The sequence below is a fragment of the Streptomyces sp. NPDC001492 genome, assembly GCF_053597275.1.
The window spans coordinates 119,080-137,370 of record NZ_JBSFHW010000007.1 but is presented as its reverse complement, the minus strand read 5'-3'; the positions used below and the strand labels follow the sequence as shown (position 1 = coordinate 137,370).

Here is an 18,291-nt window from a genome sequence, read left to right as displayed (position 1 = left end):
ACGCCGTCCGTGCGACCTACCGAACCGTGAACCGCCGCCCGAAACACCGCTCAAACGCGCTGTCCGAACCATGTACCAGTGTCCTGTGTGTGGGCTTAACCCCTGCGGTAGACGAGAACGACATACCTACTGGTTCCCTCACAAACAGGTCACGCACCCTCGACAGACCAATGTGAGAGGGGTCACCCTGTCTTTCATCCACGCGGGGAGGCATGGATGGGCAGGAGCCGCAGAACACTTCCGGAGGAGCTTCTGCTGCTGGCGTTGGACCCGGCCACGGGTACCACTGCACAGCCGCAGTCGCTCGACCTCGGTCTGGCCGGAGCACAGCTAGTGGAGCTGGCGCTGGCCGGACGGATAGCCCCAGACGGGGATCGTATCGCCGTGGTAGCCCCACGGCCGACTGGAGATCCAACATTGGACTGTGCGTTGGAGCTGCTGCGCAGGCGTGGCGCTCCGGTACGCGCAGTGAACTGGATTGGCGGGCCCCGACTGGGACTGCGCCAGACCTATCTCTCGCATCTGGAGCGGTGCGGCATGGTGCATGCCGTGGCGGGCCAGATGTGCGGAGTGCTCCCGACGACGCGCTACCAGGCGACGGACACCGAGATCAGCCGGGAGATCAGGGCCCGGCTCGACTCCGCGATCCGCACCGGCGTGCCGCCGGACCCGCGGACCGCCGCACTCGCCGCACTGGCGCATGCGGTCGGCCTCGGCAAGCACCTGTACCCGGGGAACGAGGGGCGGTCCTCTCGGTCCCGGTTGCGGGATCTCATCAGGCACGACCCCATGGGCGGTCTCGTCGCGCACGCCGTGATGGACGTCCAGAACGGCGTGGGCGCACAACCACGCCGCAACCCGGCCCCGGCCGGCCGTCAGGCCACCGCCGGACCGGCCAGGTCAGCGCCGGAACCCGCTCGTGGCGTTCCGATGCAGCCGCGCCGCGGTTCCATGGCGCGCGTCGTGGCCCACTGAGCCGCAGTTCCACGACGCTCCGCACGAACCGCACCACCAGCACGACATCGCACCGCAACGCACCGCAGCACCACGCACCGCCGAGCGCCGCACCGAGCCTGCGAAGGCGCAGTCCCCGAGACCCGGTACGGGAGCCGCTGGTCCGCGCGGGGCAGCGGGGCCGTACGCCATCCGTCCCTACGGATGCCGTAACGGTTCCGCTGCCCCGCGCGGCCGTTTTTCCCTGAACTCGGGAACGGTCGTCCGCGCAGCGCATATACGCCGTTTCCCAGCGGTACCAAGTCCCTTGGTGGCAGTCTGCTCAACAGCAGATACGCAAAGTGGCAAAGTACAGCTAGCGCAGGCACGCAGCCGGAGGTGCACGTCTCGTGGCGTCCAATGTCAATCCCACCGTCAGGCGACGCCGGCTGGGCCAGGAGCTGCGCCGGCTCCGCGAGCTCAAGGGCATGACGGCCGAAGAGGTCGCCGAGCGGCTGCTGGTGTCGCAGTCGAAGATCAGCCGGCTGGAGAACGGGCGGCGCAGCATCAGCCAGCGCGACGTCCGCGACCTGTGCGGGGTGTACGAGGTGGAGGACCACCGGATCGTCGACTCGCTGATGCAGATGGCCAAGGACAGCCGCCAGCAAGGATGGTGGCATTCCTTCGGGGACATTCCGTACAGCGTCTACATCGGCCTGGAGACGGATGCGGCGAGTCTGCGGGTCTACGACCCCCAGGTCGTCCCGGGGCTGTTGCAGACCCGGCAGTACGCGGAGGCGCTGATCGCGGGTGCGCTGCCGGAGACGGCCGCCACCGACGTCGAGAAGCGCGTACAGGTGCGCCTGCGACGGCAGGAACGAATCACCGCCCCGGAGAACCCGCTCCGGCTGTGGACGGTGATGGACGAGGCGGCCGTGCGCCGGGTGGTGGGCAATCGTTCCCTCATGCGCGACCAGCTGGAGTACCTCGTCGAGCAGTCCCAACTGCCGCACGTCACCGTGCAGGTGATCCCCTTCGACATGGGGGCCCACCCCGGGTTGAACGGCCAGTACGCGATCCTCGAGTTCCCCGACGCGGCGGACTCCAGTGTGGTCTACATCGAGGGCGTCACCAGCGACCTGTACCTGGAGAAGGCCAACGACGTGCAGAAATACAGCGTGATGTACGAGCACCTGCGCGCCCAGGCCCTGAATCCGGACCAGTCACGGCAGTTCATCGCGGACATCGCGAAGGAGTACGCGCGCTGAAGCGCCGTAAGGTACACCTTCCCCGGGTCGGACTGGAAGACTCATCTGGAATATGCCACCCGGTCGAGTGAATGGTCACTTCGTACGTCGAGGTTGGCGAGTAGCGTCGATCACGCCACCACACACCAAGGGTTGGCGCAAACCGCGCTGTGGGTTCGGAGTCGGATCCGTCGTGCGGTGACAGCAACTCAACAACTGGCATTCCGGAGCAAAAATGGCAATTCGTCAGGGCACCACGGACACGTGGACCAAGTCCTCGTACTCCACGGGCAACGGCGCGTGCGTCGAGATCAAGTCCCCGGTCCGCGCGGCCATGGCCGTCCGGGACTCCAAGGTCCCCGAGGGTCCCGTACTGGCCTTCCCGGCCGACGCGTGGAACACCTTCGTCGGCTCGATCAAGGCGTAGAGGGGAGGATCTGCTGATCCTCGACCGCGTTCGCCTTCCACAATTTCACAAGCAGCACGTGAAGAGCCCTCTCGACCAGCCCGCCGTCCTTGCCGAGGGGGCTCGGCGTGTGTCCACCACCTGAGCCTGTCGCCACCTGGGAACGTGACGCTACCTGAGCCTGTCGACGTACTTGTCCGTCCCCGGCACCGTGGGGACGAACGGCGCCACCAGTTCCACCCTCCCCAGCCCCGCCTCCCGCACCGGCGCCTCCAGATCCGCGAAGTACGCCTCCCAGCAGTCCCGGGGATCCGCCTCCAGGAACCACAGCAGGGTCAGCCGGGTCTCCACGCCCTCGACCTGCTTGACGTACGTCATGCGGTCGCCGGGCAGGGGGGTCGGGCGGAAGACGGTCACCATCGCGGCCGGTGAGCCCGCCACCCGCTTGGGCAGCTGCCGGGAGCGCAGCCACTCCAGCAACTCGGCCCGCTCCCCGGCCGATTCGGTGTCGATCACCTCGACGACCAGGCCGGCGTACGGGTGGTCGAGCGCATGGAAGTCGCGGGGCCCGGCGGCCCCGTCCCGGTAGACCGTCGCCTCGTGGTCCTGGAACGCCGTGAAGACGTGCGTACGGTCCTGGTAGACGCGGGCATCGCGGTTGAGGCGCTTGTTGATCGCGACGGTCCAGCGCATGTGGTCGTCGTAGCGGCCGTCCGTGATCCAGTACGTCGAGAGGTAGCAGCCGGCGGTGACCGGCTGGGCGATCGCCGACTTCTCGGGGTAGCGCAGGAGTTGGAGGTCGCGGGTCGCCACCCAGCGGCGCCCGGCGTACATCCAGGGCATGGCCATCGCGCCGGCGTAGTAGTGGTCGTCCTCGTACCAGCGGTTGTACGCGTACTCGTGGCCGGGGTGGGGCTCGACCATGGTGATGAGGGCGTGGCCGGGCCGGACTCCGTACGGCCCCACGGCGGCCAGCTCGGCGTACACGTCACTGCGGGTTTCCTCGCTCATGTCGCTCCCCTTCCGTCCTCCGCCGGTCGCCCATACTCTGACGCCCCGTCAGATAATTCGCCATACCCGGGAGGCTCCGATGTCACTGCTCACGGGCAAGACCGTCGTCGTGTCGGGGGTCGGCGCCGGGCTCGGTCATCAGGTCGCGGCGGCGGTCGTGCGCGACGGCGGCAACGCGGTGCTCGGGGCGCGCACGGAGGCCAACCTCGCCAAGAGCGCCGGTGAGATCGATCCGGACGGGGCGCACACGGCGTACCGGGCGACCGACATCAGGGACGAAGCGCAGTGCGAGGCGCTGGCGGCGCTCGCGCGGGAGCGGTTCGGACGGATCGACGCGGTCGTCCATGTGGCCGCGATGGACGGCTACTTCGGAGGCCTTCAGGACGCGGACTTCGTGAGCTGGCAGCAGGTGATCGACGTGAACCTGCTGGGCTCGCTCCGCATGACCCGGGCCTGTCTGCCGGCGCTGAAGGCGTGCGGGGGCTCGGTGGTGTTCATCGGGACGCAGTCTTCGGTGGCGGCGCCCACCCAGGTGAAGCAGGCGGCGTACGCGGCCTCCAAGGGGGCGCTGACGAGCGCGATGTACTCCCTGGCCCGGGAGCTCGGGCCGCATCGTATACGCGTCAACACCGTACTGCCGGGCTGGATGTGGGGGCCGCCGGTGCAGGCGTACGTCCAGTTCACCGCGCAGACGGAGGGGGTGCCCGAGGCCGACGTACTGCGGCGGCTGACCGGGCGGATGGCGCTGCCGGAGCTGGCGACGGACGGGGATGTGGCGGACGCCGCGGTGTTCCTGGCCTCGGACCGGGCGCGGGCCATCACGGGGCAGTCGCTGCTGGTCAACGCGGGGGAGCTGATGCGCTGACCACCTCAGGAACTGGTTCATGTGCATGAACGCAGGTCAACACAAGGAACATTTTTGCCGTCCTTTGACCTGACGCTTGCTTGTCGTGCCCATGTGGGCGCGCCCAGGATGAGCGAGCCGTTCACAAGGCGGACCCTGGGAGGGCGCACATGAACAGTCTCGACTGGGCCGTGCTCATCGGCTACTTCGGTGTGATGGTCGCGATCGGCGTCTGGTCGCACAAGCGCGTGGACGACGTCAGCGACTTCTTCACGGCCGGCGGGAAGATGCCGTGGTGGCTGTCCGGCATCTCGCACCACATGTCGGGCTACAGCGCGGTGATGTTCACGGGCTACGCGGGCATCGCCTACACCTACGGCGTGACCTCCTTCGTCACCTGGTCCTTCCCGATCGCACTGGGCATCGCCATCGGCTCGAAACTGTTCGCGCCGCGCATCAACCGGCTGCGCTCACGGCTCCATGTGGCCTCACCGCTGGAATACCTGAAGAACCGTTACGACCTGAAGACCCAGCAGGCGCTGGCCTGGTCGGGCATGCTGCTGAAGATCGTGGACGTGGGCGCCAAGTGGGCGGCGATCGCGACGCTGCTGTCCGTCTTCACCGGCATCACCCTCAACCAGGGCATCCTCATCACCGGAGCGATCACCGCCGTCTACTGCACCATCGGCGGTCTGTGGGCGGACGCGCTCACCGAACTCGGCCAGTTCGTCATCCAGTTGCTCGCGGGCATCTCGATGTTCGTCGCCGTCGTACTGAAGCTGAACGACAAGGGCATCGGCTTCCTCGGCGCCTGGGACGAGCCGGCCCTGCACGGCCACGGAAAGCCGCTGGTGGGCCCATACGGAACGGTGTTCCTGCTGGCCTTCCTCTTCATCAAGCTCTTCGAGTACAACGGCGGCATGCTCAACCAGGCCCAGCGCTACATGGCGACGGGCAGCGCCCGCGAGGCGGAGCGCTCGGCGCGGCTGTCGGCGGCGCTGTGGCTGGTCTGGCCGGTGGTCCTCTTCTTCCCCATGTGGATGTCGCCGCTCCTGGTCCACGCCCAGAAGCCGGACGGCTCCGACTCCTACGGCCTGATGACCGAACAGCTGCTGCCGCACGGCCTGTTGGGCCTGGTGATCGTCGGCTTCTTCTCCCACACCATGGCCATGTGCTCCTCGGACGCCAACGCGATCGCGGCCGTCTTCACCCGGGACGCGGCGCCGGTGCTGTCCAAGCGGGCCCGGGAGTGGGGTCAGCGCTCCGGGCTGATCGCGGCGCGGGTGACCACAGTCGTCTTCCTCGCCCTGTCGATGGCGGTGGCGACCCAGGTCAACTCCCCCGCCTTCAAGGACATCATCACGGTGGTCATCAAGTGGGTCGCCGGGCTGATGGGCCCGATCGCCATCCCGATGATGCTGGGCCTGCTCCGCCCGTTCCGCCGCTCCGGCCCCACGGCGGCGCTGACCAGCTGGTCCATGGGCCTGCTCGCCTTCTGGCTGGTCAACTACCCCATCAACTGGAACGTCGACGGCGGTGTCCCGCTCCAGTACCAGGTCTCGATCCCGCTGGCGGTCTCCCTGGTCCTCTACGTCCTCATCGGCTACCTCAGGCCCGAGGACACCCCGGAGCGCCTCGCCGTCATCGAACGCATCAACACGGACGACGACGGCGCGGCCGCGGCGGCGATCCCCACTCCGGCGGGTCCCGCGGAGGACGCCGTAGGGACGGCGGTGAAGGAGTAGCGCCGAGGGTGCTCGTGCTGACGGGGTTGCGGCCGGGGGGCTGCAACCCCGTCCCCCGTCATGAGCCCTACGCCCGCGGATAGCGGGCGAGCCACCCGGGGGACGACCCCGCCGGGCCGTGCAGCGCAGGCCCCTGGGTCATCTCCATGGCGAAGTCGTCGGCCAGTTCCAGAAGCGTCGGACGGCCTTCCAGTTCGGCCAGCCAGGCCGGCGGGAGGGCCGTTTCGCCGTGCAGGGCGCCGAGGAGGCCGCCGGTCAGTGCGGCCGTCGCGCCCGAGGGGCCGTCCTGGTTCACGGCGAGGCACAGCCCGTGCCGGAAGTCCTCCCCCACCAGCGCGCAGTACACGGCGGCAGCGAGCACGCCCTCCGCCGACCCGTCCCCCGCCAGCTCCTCGACCCGCACCGGCGTGGGCATGCCCTGCCGTACAGCGCCCAGCGCATGTTGCAGCGCGTCCGCCACCGGCTGGTGCCCCGGCCGCGCGGCGAGCAGCGCGAGCGCCCGCTGCACGGCCCCGTCGAGGGTCTCGCCCCGGGCCAGGCCGTGCACGATCACGGCGTACGCGCCCGCCGACAGATAGGCCACCGGATGCCCGTGGGTCTGCGCCGCGCACTCCACCGCCAGCTGGGCCACCAGCTGGGGCTCCCAGCCGACCAGCAGCCCGAAGGGCGCGGACCGCGCGGTCGCCTCCGGCCCGGTCTCACCGGGGCTCTTGGGCGCGTCCAGGGTCCCCATGTGCTCGTCCCCGAACCCGAGCAGCAGCGAACGCGTCGGGTCCCGCCGGGCGTACAGCCACTCCTCCCGCGCCAGCCAGCCGTCCTCCTTGCGGCGCTCGTCCGGCCCCCAGTCGCGCTGGGTGGCCGCCCAGCGCAGATACGCCCGGTGCAGATCGGTCGGCGGATGCCAGGCACCGGTGTCTCGGCGCACCTGCGCCCGTATCAGCCCGTCCACGGTGAACAGGGTCAGCTGTGTGATGTGGGTGACGGCACCGCGCCTGCCGTACGCAAAGGCGAAGTCCGCGACGCCCTCGGCCCCGTACGCCTCCCGGATCCCGTCGAGATCCAGCCCGTCGACGGGCGCCCCCAGCGCGTCTCCCACGGCGGCCCCGAGCAGCGTCCCCCGCACCCGGCTCCGAAAGTCCTGCTGCTCGACACGGCCCCATATGGCCCCGGCCGGCACACTCACCAAGACCTCCTCGATGGCTCCGCCCGACGCATGACAGTTCAGCACTGTAATCGAACGTGAACGGTCGGTTCAGAGGGCGTAGTGGTATGCGAGATATGACAGGCTGGTCGTGAGTGGTCAGTTATCGGCTGATGCGGGGAGGGTCCTGGAGATCGGCTGCGGGCCCGGTGCCGCAGCCCGGGAGGTCGCCCGCGATCGCCCGGGCCGTTGCAGGTTCCGCTGCGGAAATCGCGTCCGGCCGTCTGACGTTCCGGCGGGTGGCCGGTGGGGCCCTGGACGGGCGCCATCCGGAGGCGGGGCGAGGCTGATGAATCCGCGCCCCCCGAGGATGCCGCATTCACGCCGCCCGCCCTCCCTGAGAACAGGGACGGCGCGCGGCGCGCGTTCGCGGACGCCTCGTGGGCCGGCTTCGTGGCGTGCGCAGCGGGAAGTTGAGTGCCGCGCGGGGCAGTTGGGCATCCACGCAGTCCCGTGAGGGAAGATGGCCGTCATGGCATCGACACCCCCACGAAGCGCACTCCACCTCAGCGCCACCCTGCTCACCGCGAGTGTCGCCCTCTACATCGCCCTCGTGGCCTTCGGCAACATCACCGACTTCGGCACCAATCAGGCGTTCGTGCAGCATGTGCTGGCCATGGACACGACGTTCAAGGACGACGACCTGATGTGGAGAGCCATCACCAACAAGGGACTTCAGAACACGGCGTACGTCGCGATCATCGTCTGGGAGACCCTCGCCGCACTCGTCCTCATATACGGCACCTGGCTGTGGGCCCGGCGTGACTACGCCCGCGCGCGCAGCATCTCCACCTACGGTCTGCTGATGCTCCTGCTGCTCTTCGGCGCCGGGTTCATCGCGATCGGCGGTGAGTGGTTCTCCATGTGGCAGTCGAAGACCTGGAACGGCCTGGAGGCGGCGACCCGCGTGATCGTGTTCACCGGGGTCGCGCTGCTCGTCGTACAGCTGACCGACCGGCGGACCGACTCGGCCGCCTGACCAGGACCGCCCCGACTACTTGACCACCGCCACCTTCGTCCCCGCCGAAGCGAACGTCCACAGCGCCGTCCCGTCCGCCGCCCGCATCCGGATACCGCCGGTCTGGGTGCCGGACGCGGCCGGCGGTGGGGATGCGCCGTCGACGGCGTTGGAGAAGGCGATATTGACGCCGGATTTGACCGAGAAGTACACGATGTGTTCGATCTTCACGCCGTCGGAGCCGGTGATGGCGCCCCGGGTGCGGGCGCCCACCGTGTAGGTGCCCGGTTCCGGGCTCACCGTCCCCGGCCACACCGCGAACGTACGGCGGGCCGCATCGCTCGCGTCGACCAGCCACACCGTCTTCTTCCCGAGGGAGTAGACGACGCGCCGCCCGGCCCCGGAGCCGTCGGGCACCCTGGCCGGTGCTGCGGACTTCGTGGGCGCGGGATGCGCGCCCGCCGACGCCGACGCGCTCGGCCGGGCGGCGACCGCATGGGGCTTCGGCCCCTTGTCGGCCTGTACGGCCAGAACGACGACAGCGGCGATCGCTCCCACCGTCAGACCGGTCACCCAGACCTTCGGGGCTGGCACGGCACGCATCTCCTCAGCTCCACATCCCCATGTCCTCGTGGAACAGGGGTCGGATCATCGTACTCAGTCCAGGACCGGCAAAAGTTCCGGCAAGTGTCCGTCCGAGACCGCCGCCGCCTGTTGCCGTTCCTCCGGTACGTCCCCGTACAGCGTCGTCCGTGGTTTCGCCGGGCGGCCGGCCGCGTCCGCCACCGCGATCAGGTCCTTGACCGACTTGTACGAACCGTAGGAGGAGCCCGCCATGCGGGAGATCGTCTCCTCCATGAGGGTGCCGCCCAGGTCGTTGGCGCCGGAGCGGAGCATCTCGGCCGCGCCCTCCGTGCCCAGCTTCACCCAGCTGGTCTGGATGTTCGGGATGTGGGGGTGCAGCAAGAGCCTCGCCATCGCCGTCACCGCGCGGTTGTCCCTCGTCGTCGGGCCGGGGCGGGCGATGCCCGCCAGGTACACGGGTGCGTTGGTGTGGATGAAGGGGAGCGTCACGAACTCCGTGAAGCCGCCCGTCTGCTGCTGGATGCGGGCCAGGGTCCGCAGATGGCCGAGCCAGTGCCGCGGCTGGTCCACATGGCCGTACATCATCGTCGACGAGGACCGGATGCCCAGCTCGTGCGCGGTCGTGACGACCTCCATCCAGGTCGCCGTCGGCAGCTTGCCCTTGGTCAGGACCCAGCGGACCTCGTCGTCGAGGATCTCGGCGGCCGTGCCGGGGATGGTGTCCAGACCGGCTTCCTTGGCGGCCGTGAGCCACTCGCGGATGGACATCCCCGTTCGCGTCGCGCCGTTCACGACCTCCATGGGCGAGAAGGCGTGGACGTGCATTCCGGGGACGCGGGACTTCACCGCCTTCGCGATGTCGAAGTACGCCGTACCCGGCAGGTCGGGGTGGATGCCGCCCTGCATGCAGACCTCCACCGCGCCCACGTCCCAGGCCTGCTGGGCGCGGTCCGCGACCTGCTCCAGGGAGAGCGTGTAGGCGTCCGCGTCCGTCCTGCGCTGCGCGAACGCGCAGAAGCGGCAGCCCGTGTAGCAGACGTTGGTGAAGTTGATGTTGCGGGTGACGATGTAGGTCACGTCGTCGCCGACGGCCGACCTCCGTACGTCGTCCGCGATGCGCGTGAGGGCGTCCAGTGCGGGGCCGTCGGCGTGCAGCAGGGCGAGGGCCTCCGCGTCCGTGAGACGCGTCGGGTCGTCCGCCGCCGTCGCCAGCGCCGCGCGTACGTCCGTGTCGATGCGCTCCGGCAGCATGCCGGGGGCGGCGGCCTCGCGCAGGGCCGCCCAGTCGCCGTACACCTCGTCGAAGTCGTCGCGACGGTCGGACGTACGGCCCTCGGTGTCGATGGAGGAGTGCAGGTCGGTGCGGCCGGAGGCGACGAATGCCTCCTCGGGCTCCTGCCACGGGTGGCCCTCGACGGTCGCCTCCGGTCGCGCGAGGCCGGTCTCCGGGTCGGCGAGGGCGCGGACGTGCGGGCGCAGCCGCGGGTCCAGCCAGGGCTCGCCGCGCTGCACGAACTCCGGGTAGACGCAGAGGCGTTCCCGCAGTTCGAAGCCGGCGGCGCGGGAGCGCTCGGTGAGTTCCTCGATCTGCGGCCAGGGGCGTTCCGGGTTCACATGGTCGATGGTCAGGGGGGACACCCCGCCCCAGTCGTCGATGCCCGCGCCCATCAGCCGCTCGTACTCGGAGTCGACGAGGTTGGGCGGGGCCTGGAGGTTGGCGGACGGGCCCATGATGTGCCGGGCCACGGCCACCGTGGCGACCAGTTCGTCCAGCTCCGCGTCCGGCATGCCGCGCATCGCGGTGTCCGGCTTGGCGCGGAAGTTCTGGATGATCAGCTCCTGGATGCCGTGGTAGGCGCGGGAGATCTTCCGCAGCGCGAAGAGGGACTCCGCGCGCTCCTCGTACGTCTCGCCGATGCCGATCAGGAGGCCGGACGTGAAGGGGACCGAGGAGCGGCCCGCGTCCTCCAGGACCCGCAGCCGTACGGCGGGTTCCTTGTCCGGGGAGCCGTAGTGCGGCCCGCCCGGTTCGGACCACAGCCGGGTGGCCGTGGTCTCCAGCATCATGCCCATGCTGGGCGCGACGGGCTTGAGCCGCTGGAAGTCCGTCCAGGACATCACGCCGGGGTTGAGGTGGGGCAGCAGGCCCGTCTCCTCCAGGATGCGGATGGAGATGGCGCGGACGTAGGCGATGGTGTCGTCGTAGCCGTGCGCGTCGAGCCACTCACGCGCCTCGGGCCAGCGGTCCTCGGGCTTGTCGCCCAGGGTGATCAGGGCTTCCTTGCAGCCGAGCGCCGCGCCCTTGCGGGCGATGTCGAGGACCTCGTCCGGGGACATGAACATCCCGTGGCCCGCGCGGCGCAGCTTGCCGGGGACGGTGACGAAGGTGCAGTAGTGGCACTTGTCCCGGCACAGCCGGGTGAGGGGGATGAAGACGCTCTTCGAGTACGTGATGACGCCGGGGCGGCCGGCCGCGTCGAGGCCTGCGTCGCGGACGCGGGCGGCGGACGCGGCGAGGTCGGTGAGGGCCTCGCCGCGGGCCTGGAGGAGGACGGCGGTCTCGGTGACGTCCAGGGCGACGCCGTCACGGGCGCGTTTGAGGGCGCGACGCATGGAGTTGTCGGTGGGGCCGGTTCCGGTCGCGGAAGTCGTCATCCTTCGAGCATACGGTCGAGCTGATCAGTGCCCAGGGGTCAGCCCAGCAGGGCCCCGTACTGGTCCAGCACCCGCAGCACCTCCGCCTCCCCCGCCGGCGGCAGCTGTACGACGACCTCCTCGACGCCGAGGTCCGCGTAGTGCGCCAGCTTGCCCGGAGTGGGGAACACCGCGTACGGGACCACCTGCAGCGCCGCCGGGTCGCGGCCCGCGTCCGCCCACGCGGCGCGCAGCACCGGCAGCGACTCCGTCAGTCCGCGCCCGCCGATCGGCAGCCAGCCGTCGGCGTACTCGCAGACGTGGGAGAAGAGCTTGGGGCCGGCGGCCCCGCCGACGAGGGTGCGCGGGCCGACGACCGGGCCGCGCGGCTTCTGGGCGGGCTTCGGGTGGGCGTACGAGGCCCGCACGCCCCCGAACTCCCCCTCGTACGCGACGGGTTCGTCACTCCACAGCGCACGCATCAGCGCCATCCGGTCCCGCACCAGCTCCCGCCGGGTACGCCACTCCACCCCGTGGTCCGCGGCTTCCTCGACGTTCCAGCCGAAGCCGAGGCCGAGGGTGAAGCGGCCGCCGGAGAGGTGGTCGAGGGTCGCGATCTGCTTGGCGAGGTCGATCGGATCGTGCTGGGCCACCAGTGTGATGCCGGTGCCGAGGCCGAGCCGCTCGGTCACCGCGGCCGCCTGGCCGAGCGCGACGAAGGGGTCGAGGGTGCGGCCGTACTCGGGCGGCAGCGCGCCGCCCGCGGGGTACGGGGTCACGCGCTCCACCGGGATGTGCGTGTGCTCGGGGAGGTACAGACCGGCGAAGCCGCGCGCTTCCAGCTCCCGCGCGAGCCGGGTGGGGGTGACGGTCTCGTCGGTGAGGAAGATTGTTACGGCGATTCGCATGGGTCATCTGTACCGGGGCGAGGGCGAGATGTCCATACCGACTGGTCGGTTGTTCGCAGTTCGTGGGGGCTGGTTGATCGTTGTCGGCGAGTGCGGGTGAGTGGGGGCTGGTCGCGCAGTTCCCCGCGCCCCTTTAGGGCGCTTACGGTGAGGGTGTGGTGACAATGCGCGGGACGCTGCCGCCAGGCTCCCCGGACTACGTCTACGTACCCGTCGAAGTACCGCCTGGTGTAAGCGAGTTGAAGGTCTCCTACACCTACGACCGCCCCGCCGTCCCGCCCGGCACCCCCGGCAACGCGCTCGACATCGGCCTCTTCGACGAGCGCGGCACCGAGCTGGGCGGGGAGGGGTTCCGGGGGTGGTCGGGCGGGGCGCGTACGGAGTTCTTCGTGCGGGCGGACGAGGCGACGCCCGGGTACCTCGCCGGTCCGATCCGCCCCGGCACCTGGCACATCGTGCTGGGCCCGTACACGGTGGCGCCGCAGGGCCTGTCGTACGAGCTCACCGTCACGCTCGCGCACGGGGAGCCGGGCGAGACACCCGAGCCGGCGTATCCGCCGACGCGGGCGAAGGGCCGGGGCCGCGCCTGGTACCGCGGCGACTGCCACCTCCACACCTGGTACTCCGACGGCCGCCGCACCCCGGCCGAGGTCGCCGCGCTCGCGCGGGCGGCGGGCCTGGACTTCATCAACTCCTCGGACCACAACACCCACTCCTCGCACCCGCACTGGGCCCCGGAGGCGGGCGAGGACCTGCTGATCATGCTCGGCGAGGAGGTGACGACGAGGAACGGCCACGTCCTCGCCCTCGGCACCGATCCCGGCACCTTCGTCGACTGGCGCTACCGGGCCCGGGACCGTCGCTTCGGCCGCTTCGCCCACCGGATCCGCGAGGCGGGCGGCCTGGTGGTTCCCGCCCACCCGCACGGCACCTGCGTCGGCTGCGGCTGGAAGTTCGGCTTCGGCGAGGCGGACGCGGTCGAGGTGTGGAACGGGCCGTGGACACCGGACGACGAGGTGACGCTCGCCGAGTGGGACAACCAGCTGGCCGCGTCCGTGCGCGAGGGGCGCGGGTGGCTCCCGGCCATGGGCAACAGCGACGCGCACCGCGATCCGGACACGGTGGGGCTGCCCCAGACGGTCGTCCTCGCCGAGGATCTGACCCGGGAGGCGATCCAGGAGGGCATCCGGGCGGGGCGGTCGTACGTCGCCGAGTCCCGCAACGTCTCGCTGGCCTTCACGGCCACCGCCCACGACCAGGTCGCCGGTCCCGGTGAGCGGTTGGCGGTCGACCGCGAGACGCCGGTGACCGTACGCCTGGAAGCGGCCGGCGTCCCGCGCTGCACGATCCGCTTCGTGACCGACCAGGGCGCGCTGTTCACGAGCGAACCGCTGCCGGTGGCGGGCTCCGGGGTGGCCCAGTGGCGTACGACTGCGTCGTACACGGCGTATGTGCGGGCGGAGGTCCGGCATGAGACGGCGGTGGGGCCGGTACCGGGGGTGATGGCGGCGTTCACGAACCCGGTGTTCCTGGGGAGCGCGTGACGGCGTCAGAGGTGGCGGGCGATGAGCCGCTCGCCGTCCCGGCCCGAGAGGCTGCGGCGCCGGCGAAGTCGTTGGTGGGGGCGGCTTCCATGACTGCTGCCGGCTCCGTCTCGAACCGCTCCCGGTAGCCCGGAAAGCCGCCGGCTGAGCGGACTGCGCAAGTCTCGCCCACCCGCCTCCGCCCGACGCGGGCTCCCGGTGCTGGACCCGGCATGACAAGCTGTGCTCACACTGCCCGAGCCCAGGAGGTCACCATGACTACAGACTCTGCATGGCAAGAAGGTTCGGAGCCGGCTGAGGCCGAGAGTCCTGCCCTGGCGCCCGACGAGGACGGCCAGTACGACCTGAAGGGCAAGTTCCGCGAGGCCCTGGCGCGCAAGCGGGGCAAGCAGGAGGACGCCGCGGCGGCTCTGGCCGCGAACGCCGACGCGTCGAAGATCCGAGGCGCGCACGGCCCGGCCGCGAGTCAGCGGTCGTTCAGGCGCAAGAGCGGCGGCTGAGTCCGCTCCTCGGCTCCTCCCTCGTCAACGGGAGGAGCGCCTTCGCACAACAGGAGATCCGGAAACTTTGTCCCGCCGCGCCGAGAGCAAGTACCGAGCCGTCACGGCCTTCCAGCGCAAGCTCAACGCGGTCATGCGCCGCCTGCCGCTCCAGACCCTCCTGGAGACCACGGGCCGCACCTCCGGTCTGCCCCGCCGCACGCCGGTCGGCGGGCGCCGGGTCGGCGACTCGTTCTGGCTGGTGTCCGAGTTCGGCGAGCGCTCGCAATACGTCCGCAATATCAAGGCCGATCCGCGGGTACGGGTCCGCATCCGGGGCCGCTGGCACACCGGCACGGCCCAGCTCCTGCCCGACGACGACACCGCGGCCCGGCTGCGCGCCCTGCCCCGCTTCAACAGCGCGGCGGTACGGGTGATCGGCGTGGGACAGCTGACGGTGCGGGTGGATCTGGAGGGGTGAGTCGGCGCCCGTCGGGCCGGATCACCCCGGCCACACGATCGCCTGCACCTCGCTGTACGCGTGCAGGGCGTACACACCGACGTCCCGCCCCACCCCGCTCTTCTTGAACCCCCCGAACGGCGCCTCCATGTTGCGGCCCACCGTGTTGACACCCACCCCGCCCGCCCGCAGCTGCCGGGCCGCACGGAAGGCCCGTGCCACATCCCCCGACCAGACGTAGTCGATGAGCCCGTAGTCGCTGTCGTTCGCCAGTGCGATGCCCTCTTCCTCCTCCTCGAAGGGGATGACGGACACCACCGGGCCGAAGATCTCCTCCCGGGCCACGCGCATGTCGTTCGTGCAGTCCGCGAGGAGGGTCGGCGTGACGTAGAAGCCCCGGTCGGACGACGGGCGTTCACCACCCGTCACGACCACCGCGCCCTCCTTCCGGCCCAGTTCGACGTACGACTCCACCCGGTCCCGATGGGCGGCCGAGATCACCGGCCCGACCACCGTTTTCGGGGCACGCGGGTCGCCGACGGTCAACCGGCCCGCGTACGCGGCCAGTTGCTCGACCAGACGGTCGTACACGCCCCGCTGCGCCAGCACCCGTGTCGGTGCCGTGCAGATCTGGCCGCTGTAGAAGGAGAAGGTGGTGCCGATCCCCGCCACCGCCGAGCCGAGGTCCGCGTCGTCGAAGACGACCGCGGCGCCCTTCCCGCCCAGCTCCATCAGCTGCCGTTTCATGGACCGCCCGCAGACCTCGCCGATCCGCTGCCCGACCGCCGTCGACCCGGTGAAGCTCACCATGTCGACGTCGGGTGACGCGACGGCCGCCTCCCCGACCTCCACCGACTGGCCGGACACGACGTTCACCACGCCCGGCGGCGCTCCCGCCGCCTCCAGTGCCTCCGCCATCCGGTAGACCGACAACGGATCCTGCGGGGCGGGCTTCACCACCACCGTGTTGCCCATGGCGAGGGCCGGGGCGATCTTGCCGGCCGGGTTCGCCCACGGGTTGTTGTACGAGGTGACGCACGTGACGACGCCGACCGGCTGGCGGACGGCCAGCGCGCCCATCACGCCCGCCTTCCCCATCGGCCCGGCCTCGTTGATCTGCGGCGGGACCGCCCACTCGGCGGGCTCCACGCGCGCGTACCGCCGGAAGCGGGCCACGCCCACCCCGACCTGCATCGCCCGCGCCGTCCCCGTGGTCGCGCCGGTCTCCGCCTGCGCCAGCTCGGCGTACGGCACGAACCGGCTCGCGATGATGTCCGCCGCGCGGCCGAGCACCGCCGCCCTTTCCTCCGCCGCCGTACGGGACCACGGCCCGAAGGCCTCGCGGGCCGCGGCACAGGCCGCGTGCACCTGATCCCGCGAGGCCTCCGGAGCCCACCCGATGGTCTCCTCGGTCGCCGGGTCGACGACCTCGTAGTGGCCGCCGTCCGGCTCGACCCATCGGCCGCCGACGAACAGCCGCTGCCCGTCCGCCCCCTGGTTCACCTGGTGCTCACCGTCCGGGTGTCCCGCCCCGACCGCAGCACCTTCCCGGGTACGGCGCCGCTCACCACGTCGTCCCGGATCGCCTCGACCCCGTTGACCCACACGGCCCGCACCCCGATCGCCTTGGCGTCCAGCCGCGGACTGTCACCCGGCAGGTCGTGCACCAGGGTGGCCGTACCCGCGTCGATCCGCTCCGGGTCGAAGAGGACCAGATCCGCATGGAAGCCCTCCTCCACCCGCCCCCGCTCGCGCAGCCCGAACAGCCGCGCCGGGTCGTCGGTCAGCATCTTCACCGCCTGCTCCAGACCTACCAGCTTCCGCCGGCGCAGACAGTCGCCCAGGAAGCGCGTCGTGTACGGGGCTCCGCACATGCGGTCCAGGTGCGCACCGGCGTCGGATCCGCCGAGCAGCACGTCCTCGTGCTGCCAGGTCTCGGCGCGCAGCGCCCAGGACGCGGGATCGTTGTCGGTGGGCATGGGCCACAGCACCGTACGCAGCTCGTCGGCGGCGCAGATCTCGACCAGGCACTGGAACGGGTCCTGCCCCCGCTCCTGCGCGATCTCCTCGACGACCCTGCCCGTCAGCCCCTCGTTCGCCTCGCTGTACGTGTCCCCGATGACGTACCGCCCGAAGTTCGTGAGCCGCCGGAAGACACCGGCCTCCTTGGACGTGGCGTGCTCCAGCATCCGCGCGCGTACGTCCGGGTCGCGCAACCGGGCGATCCGCTCCGGCACCGGCAGCCCGAGGACCGGGCCCCAGCCCGGTATCAGGTTCAGCGCGCAGAAGGTGCCCAGGGACATGTTCATCGGCGTCAGGATGGGCATGGTCAGCGCGACCACCCGGCCGCCCGCCTTCCGCGCCTGCTCGCTCGCGTACAGCTGCCGGGGCACGCGTTCGGGTACGGAGGCGTCGATGGTGAGGACGTTCCAGTTCAGGGGGCGTCCGGCCGTCGCGCTCATCTCCGCGAACAGATCGATCTCCGCGTCGCTGAACTGGTCGAGGCAGCCGGCGACGATCGCCTCGATCTGCGTCCCCTCGTGCTCCCCGACGGCACGGGAGAGGGCCAGCAGCTCGGCCGGCTTCGCGTGCCGGGAGGCGACCGGCTTCCCGTCGCCGTCCGAGTGGGTGGACGACTGGGTGGTCGAGAACCCCCAGGCTCCGGCGTCCATGGCCGCATGCAGCAACCGCACGATCTCCGCCAGCTGCTCCTCACTGGGCTGCCCACCGACCGCATCCGGCCCCATCACATACCGGCGAAGCGCACAGTGCCCGACCATGAACCCCGCATTGACGGCGATCCGCCCTTCGAGGGCGTCCAGATACTCCCCGAAGGAGTGCCAGCTCCAGGGCGCCCCCTCCTCCAGCGCAACCAGCGACATGCCCTCGACCTTGGACATCATGCGGCGCGTGTAGTCGGCGTCCTCGGGCCGGGAGGGGTTCAAAGGCGCAAGCGTGAAACCACAGTTCCCGGCCGCGACAGTCGTCACTCCATGATTCAACGAGGGCGTCGCATACGGGTCCCAGAACAACTGGGCGTCGTAGTGCGTGTGCGGATCGACGAAGCCGGGGGCGAGGACGAGACCTTTGGCGTCCTCGGTCGTCCTGGCCTCCTCCGTGATGATTCCAAGGGCAGCGATACGCCCGTCCCGGATCCCGACGTCGGCGGTGTAGGCAGGAGCGCCCGTCCCATCGACAACGGTGGCGCCTTTGATGAGATGATCAAGCATGCGGCAACTCCTCAAGATGCGTGCGGCATACCCCCCTAGGGGCGCGGGGAACTGCGCGACCAGCCACAGACAACCGGCACCCGCGAACGGTCCGCACCCCTGCGGC

16 protein-coding genes are annotated in these 18,291 nt (G+C 70.6%); 9 read left to right on the top strand and 7 right to left on the bottom strand.

Annotated features, from left to right (window positions below; genetic code table 11):
- Positions 1-216: 216 nt before the first annotated feature.
- The 3 genes from ACWC1K_RS11850 to ACWC1K_RS11840 all read left to right on the top strand — a co-directional run bounded on the left by ACWC1K_RS11850 (position 217) and on the right by ACWC1K_RS11840 (position 2,607).
- Positions 217-975 carry a GOLPH3/VPS74 family protein gene (locus tag ACWC1K_RS11850; RefSeq protein WP_450830561.1) on the top strand — a complete coding sequence of 253 codons (759 nt, stop codon included), beginning with the start codon at positions 217-219 and terminating at the stop codon, positions 973-975.
- Positions 976-1,343: 368 nt separating this feature from the next.
- Entirely contained in the window at positions 1,344-2,201 is an 858-nt protein-coding gene (locus ACWC1K_RS11845; protein ID WP_030940853.1) for a helix-turn-helix domain-containing protein, read from the top strand.
- Between the two features lie 214 nt (positions 2,202-2,415).
- On the top strand, positions 2,416-2,607 hold the full coding sequence (locus tag ACWC1K_RS11840) for a DUF397 domain-containing protein (protein ID WP_450830560.1): 192 nt from the start codon (positions 2,416-2,418) through the stop codon (positions 2,605-2,607).
- 150 nt (positions 2,608-2,757) lie between these two features.
- On the opposite strand, the gene ACWC1K_RS11835 is transcribed toward ACWC1K_RS11840, so the two are convergent.
- Positions 2,758-3,597: a hypothetical protein gene (locus ACWC1K_RS11835; RefSeq protein ID WP_450830558.1), complete on the bottom strand. Its 840-nt coding sequence runs from the start codon at positions 3,595-3,597 to the stop codon at positions 2,758-2,760.
- A 79-nt stretch (positions 3,598-3,676) separates the two neighbouring features.
- Between ACWC1K_RS11835 and ACWC1K_RS11830 the strand changes: the two genes are divergently transcribed.
- Together ACWC1K_RS11830 and ACWC1K_RS11825 are read left to right on the top strand one after the other, a co-directional pair.
- Positions 3,677-4,462, top strand: a complete 786-nt coding sequence (locus ACWC1K_RS11830) for an SDR family oxidoreductase (protein WP_450830557.1) — start codon at positions 3,677-3,679, stop codon at positions 4,460-4,462.
- Positions 4,463-4,611: 149 nt separating this feature from the next.
- Positions 4,612-6,186, top strand: coding sequence for a sodium:solute symporter family protein (locus ACWC1K_RS11825; protein ID WP_450830556.1), 1,575 nt, complete (start codon positions 4,612-4,614; stop codon positions 6,184-6,186).
- Positions 6,187-6,253: 67 nt separating this feature from the next.
- Here the strand turns inward: ACWC1K_RS11825 and ACWC1K_RS11820 are convergent, their stop codons facing one another.
- The gene (locus ACWC1K_RS11820) at positions 6,254-7,369 is read right to left on the bottom strand and encodes an ADP-ribosylglycohydrolase family protein (protein ID WP_450830554.1); all 1,116 of its coding nucleotides are present in this window, start codon (positions 7,367-7,369) and stop codon (positions 6,254-6,256) included.
- A gap of 490 nt (positions 7,370-7,859) precedes the next feature.
- Here ACWC1K_RS11820 and ACWC1K_RS11815 point away from each other — a divergent pair, with 490 nt between their 5' ends.
- A complete protein-coding gene (locus ACWC1K_RS11815; protein ID WP_450830552.1) occupies positions 7,860-8,366 on the top strand; it encodes a DUF2165 domain-containing protein in 507 nt (168 codons plus the stop codon).
- 15 nt (positions 8,367-8,381) lie between these two features.
- Here ACWC1K_RS11815 and ACWC1K_RS11810 read toward each other — a convergent pair whose 3' ends face one another.
- From ACWC1K_RS11810 to ACWC1K_RS11800, 3 genes are read right to left on the bottom strand one after another with little or no spacing between them, the layout of a single operon-like run.
- Positions 8,382-8,948: a hypothetical protein gene (locus ACWC1K_RS11810; protein WP_450830550.1), complete on the bottom strand. Its 567-nt coding sequence runs from the start codon at positions 8,946-8,948 to the stop codon at positions 8,382-8,384.
- A gap of 54 nt (positions 8,949-9,002) precedes the next feature.
- Positions 9,003-11,585 (bottom strand): bifunctional FO biosynthesis protein CofGH, encoded by a 2,583-nt coding sequence (locus ACWC1K_RS11805; protein WP_450830548.1) that lies wholly within the window; start codon positions 11,583-11,585, stop codon positions 9,003-9,005.
- Positions 11,586-11,623: 38 nt separating this feature from the next.
- Positions 11,624-12,472, bottom strand: a complete 849-nt coding sequence (locus tag ACWC1K_RS11800; RefSeq protein WP_450830546.1) for an LLM class F420-dependent oxidoreductase — start codon at positions 12,470-12,472, stop codon at positions 11,624-11,626.
- Between the two features lie 164 nt (positions 12,473-12,636).
- On the opposite strand from ACWC1K_RS11800, the gene ACWC1K_RS11795 reads away from it, so the two are divergent.
- The 3 genes from ACWC1K_RS11795 to ACWC1K_RS11785 all read left to right on the top strand — a co-directional run bounded on the left by ACWC1K_RS11795 (position 12,637) and on the right by ACWC1K_RS11785 (position 14,976).
- A complete protein-coding gene (locus ACWC1K_RS11795; RefSeq protein WP_450830757.1) occupies positions 12,637-14,016 on the top strand; it encodes a CehA/McbA family metallohydrolase in 1,380 nt (459 codons plus the stop codon).
- Between the two features lie 254 nt (positions 14,017-14,270).
- A complete protein-coding gene (locus ACWC1K_RS11790) occupies positions 14,271-14,516 on the top strand; it encodes a DUF5302 domain-containing protein (protein WP_450830545.1) in 246 nt (81 codons plus the stop codon).
- Between the two features lie 67 nt (positions 14,517-14,583).
- Positions 14,584-14,976: a nitroreductase/quinone reductase family protein gene (locus tag ACWC1K_RS11785; RefSeq protein WP_450830544.1), complete on the top strand. Its 393-nt coding sequence runs from the start codon at positions 14,584-14,586 to the stop codon at positions 14,974-14,976.
- Between the two features lie 21 nt (positions 14,977-14,997).
- Here ACWC1K_RS11785 and ACWC1K_RS11780 read toward each other — a convergent pair whose 3' ends face one another.
- Entirely contained in the window at positions 14,998-16,458 is a 1,461-nt protein-coding gene (locus ACWC1K_RS11780; protein ID WP_450830543.1) for an aldehyde dehydrogenase family protein, read from the bottom strand.
- Complete coding sequence (locus tag ACWC1K_RS11775) at positions 16,455-18,185, bottom strand: N-acyl-D-amino-acid deacylase family protein (protein WP_450830542.1); 1,731 nt, start codon at positions 18,183-18,185, stop codon at positions 16,455-16,457. Before ACWC1K_RS11775 ends, ACWC1K_RS11780 begins: the two co-directional genes overlap by 4 nt.
- Between the last annotated feature and the right edge of the window lie 106 nt (positions 18,186-18,291).

Bases quoted from the DNA above. Each gene is read 5' to 3' on its own strand.
- ACWC1K_RS11795 (WP_450830757.1), top strand. From the start codon at position 12,637: ATGCGCGGGACGCTGCCGCCAGGCTCCCCGGACTACGTCTACGTACCC.
- ACWC1K_RS11810 (WP_450830550.1), bottom strand. From the start codon at position 8,948: ATGCGTGCCGTGCCAGCCCCGAAGGTCTGGGTGACCGGTCTGACGGTG.
- ACWC1K_RS11850 (WP_450830561.1), top strand. From the start codon at position 217: ATGGGCAGGAGCCGCAGAACACTTCCGGAGGAGCTTCTGCTGCTGGCG.
- ACWC1K_RS11790 (WP_450830545.1), top strand. From the start codon at position 14,271: ATGACTACAGACTCTGCATGGCAAGAAGGTTCGGAGCCGGCTGAGGCC.
- ACWC1K_RS11800 (WP_450830546.1), bottom strand. From the start codon at position 12,472: ATGCGAATCGCCGTAACAATCTTCCTCACCGACGAGACCGTCACCCCC.
- ACWC1K_RS11805 (WP_450830548.1), bottom strand. From the start codon at position 11,585: ATGACGACTTCCGCGACCGGAACCGGCCCCACCGACAACTCCATGCGT.
- ACWC1K_RS11815 (WP_450830552.1), top strand. From the start codon at position 7,860: ATGGCATCGACACCCCCACGAAGCGCACTCCACCTCAGCGCCACCCTG.
- ACWC1K_RS11835 (WP_450830558.1), bottom strand. From the start codon at position 3,597: ATGAGCGAGGAAACCCGCAGTGACGTGTACGCCGAGCTGGCCGCCGTG.
- ACWC1K_RS11840 (WP_450830560.1), top strand. From the start codon at position 2,416: ATGGCAATTCGTCAGGGCACCACGGACACGTGGACCAAGTCCTCGTAC.
- ACWC1K_RS11830 (WP_450830557.1), top strand. From the start codon at position 3,677: ATGTCACTGCTCACGGGCAAGACCGTCGTCGTGTCGGGGGTCGGCGCC.
- ACWC1K_RS11775 (WP_450830542.1), bottom strand. From the start codon at position 18,185: ATGCTTGATCATCTCATCAAAGGCGCCACCGTTGTCGATGGGACGGGC.
- ACWC1K_RS11825 (WP_450830556.1), top strand. From the start codon at position 4,612: ATGAACAGTCTCGACTGGGCCGTGCTCATCGGCTACTTCGGTGTGATG.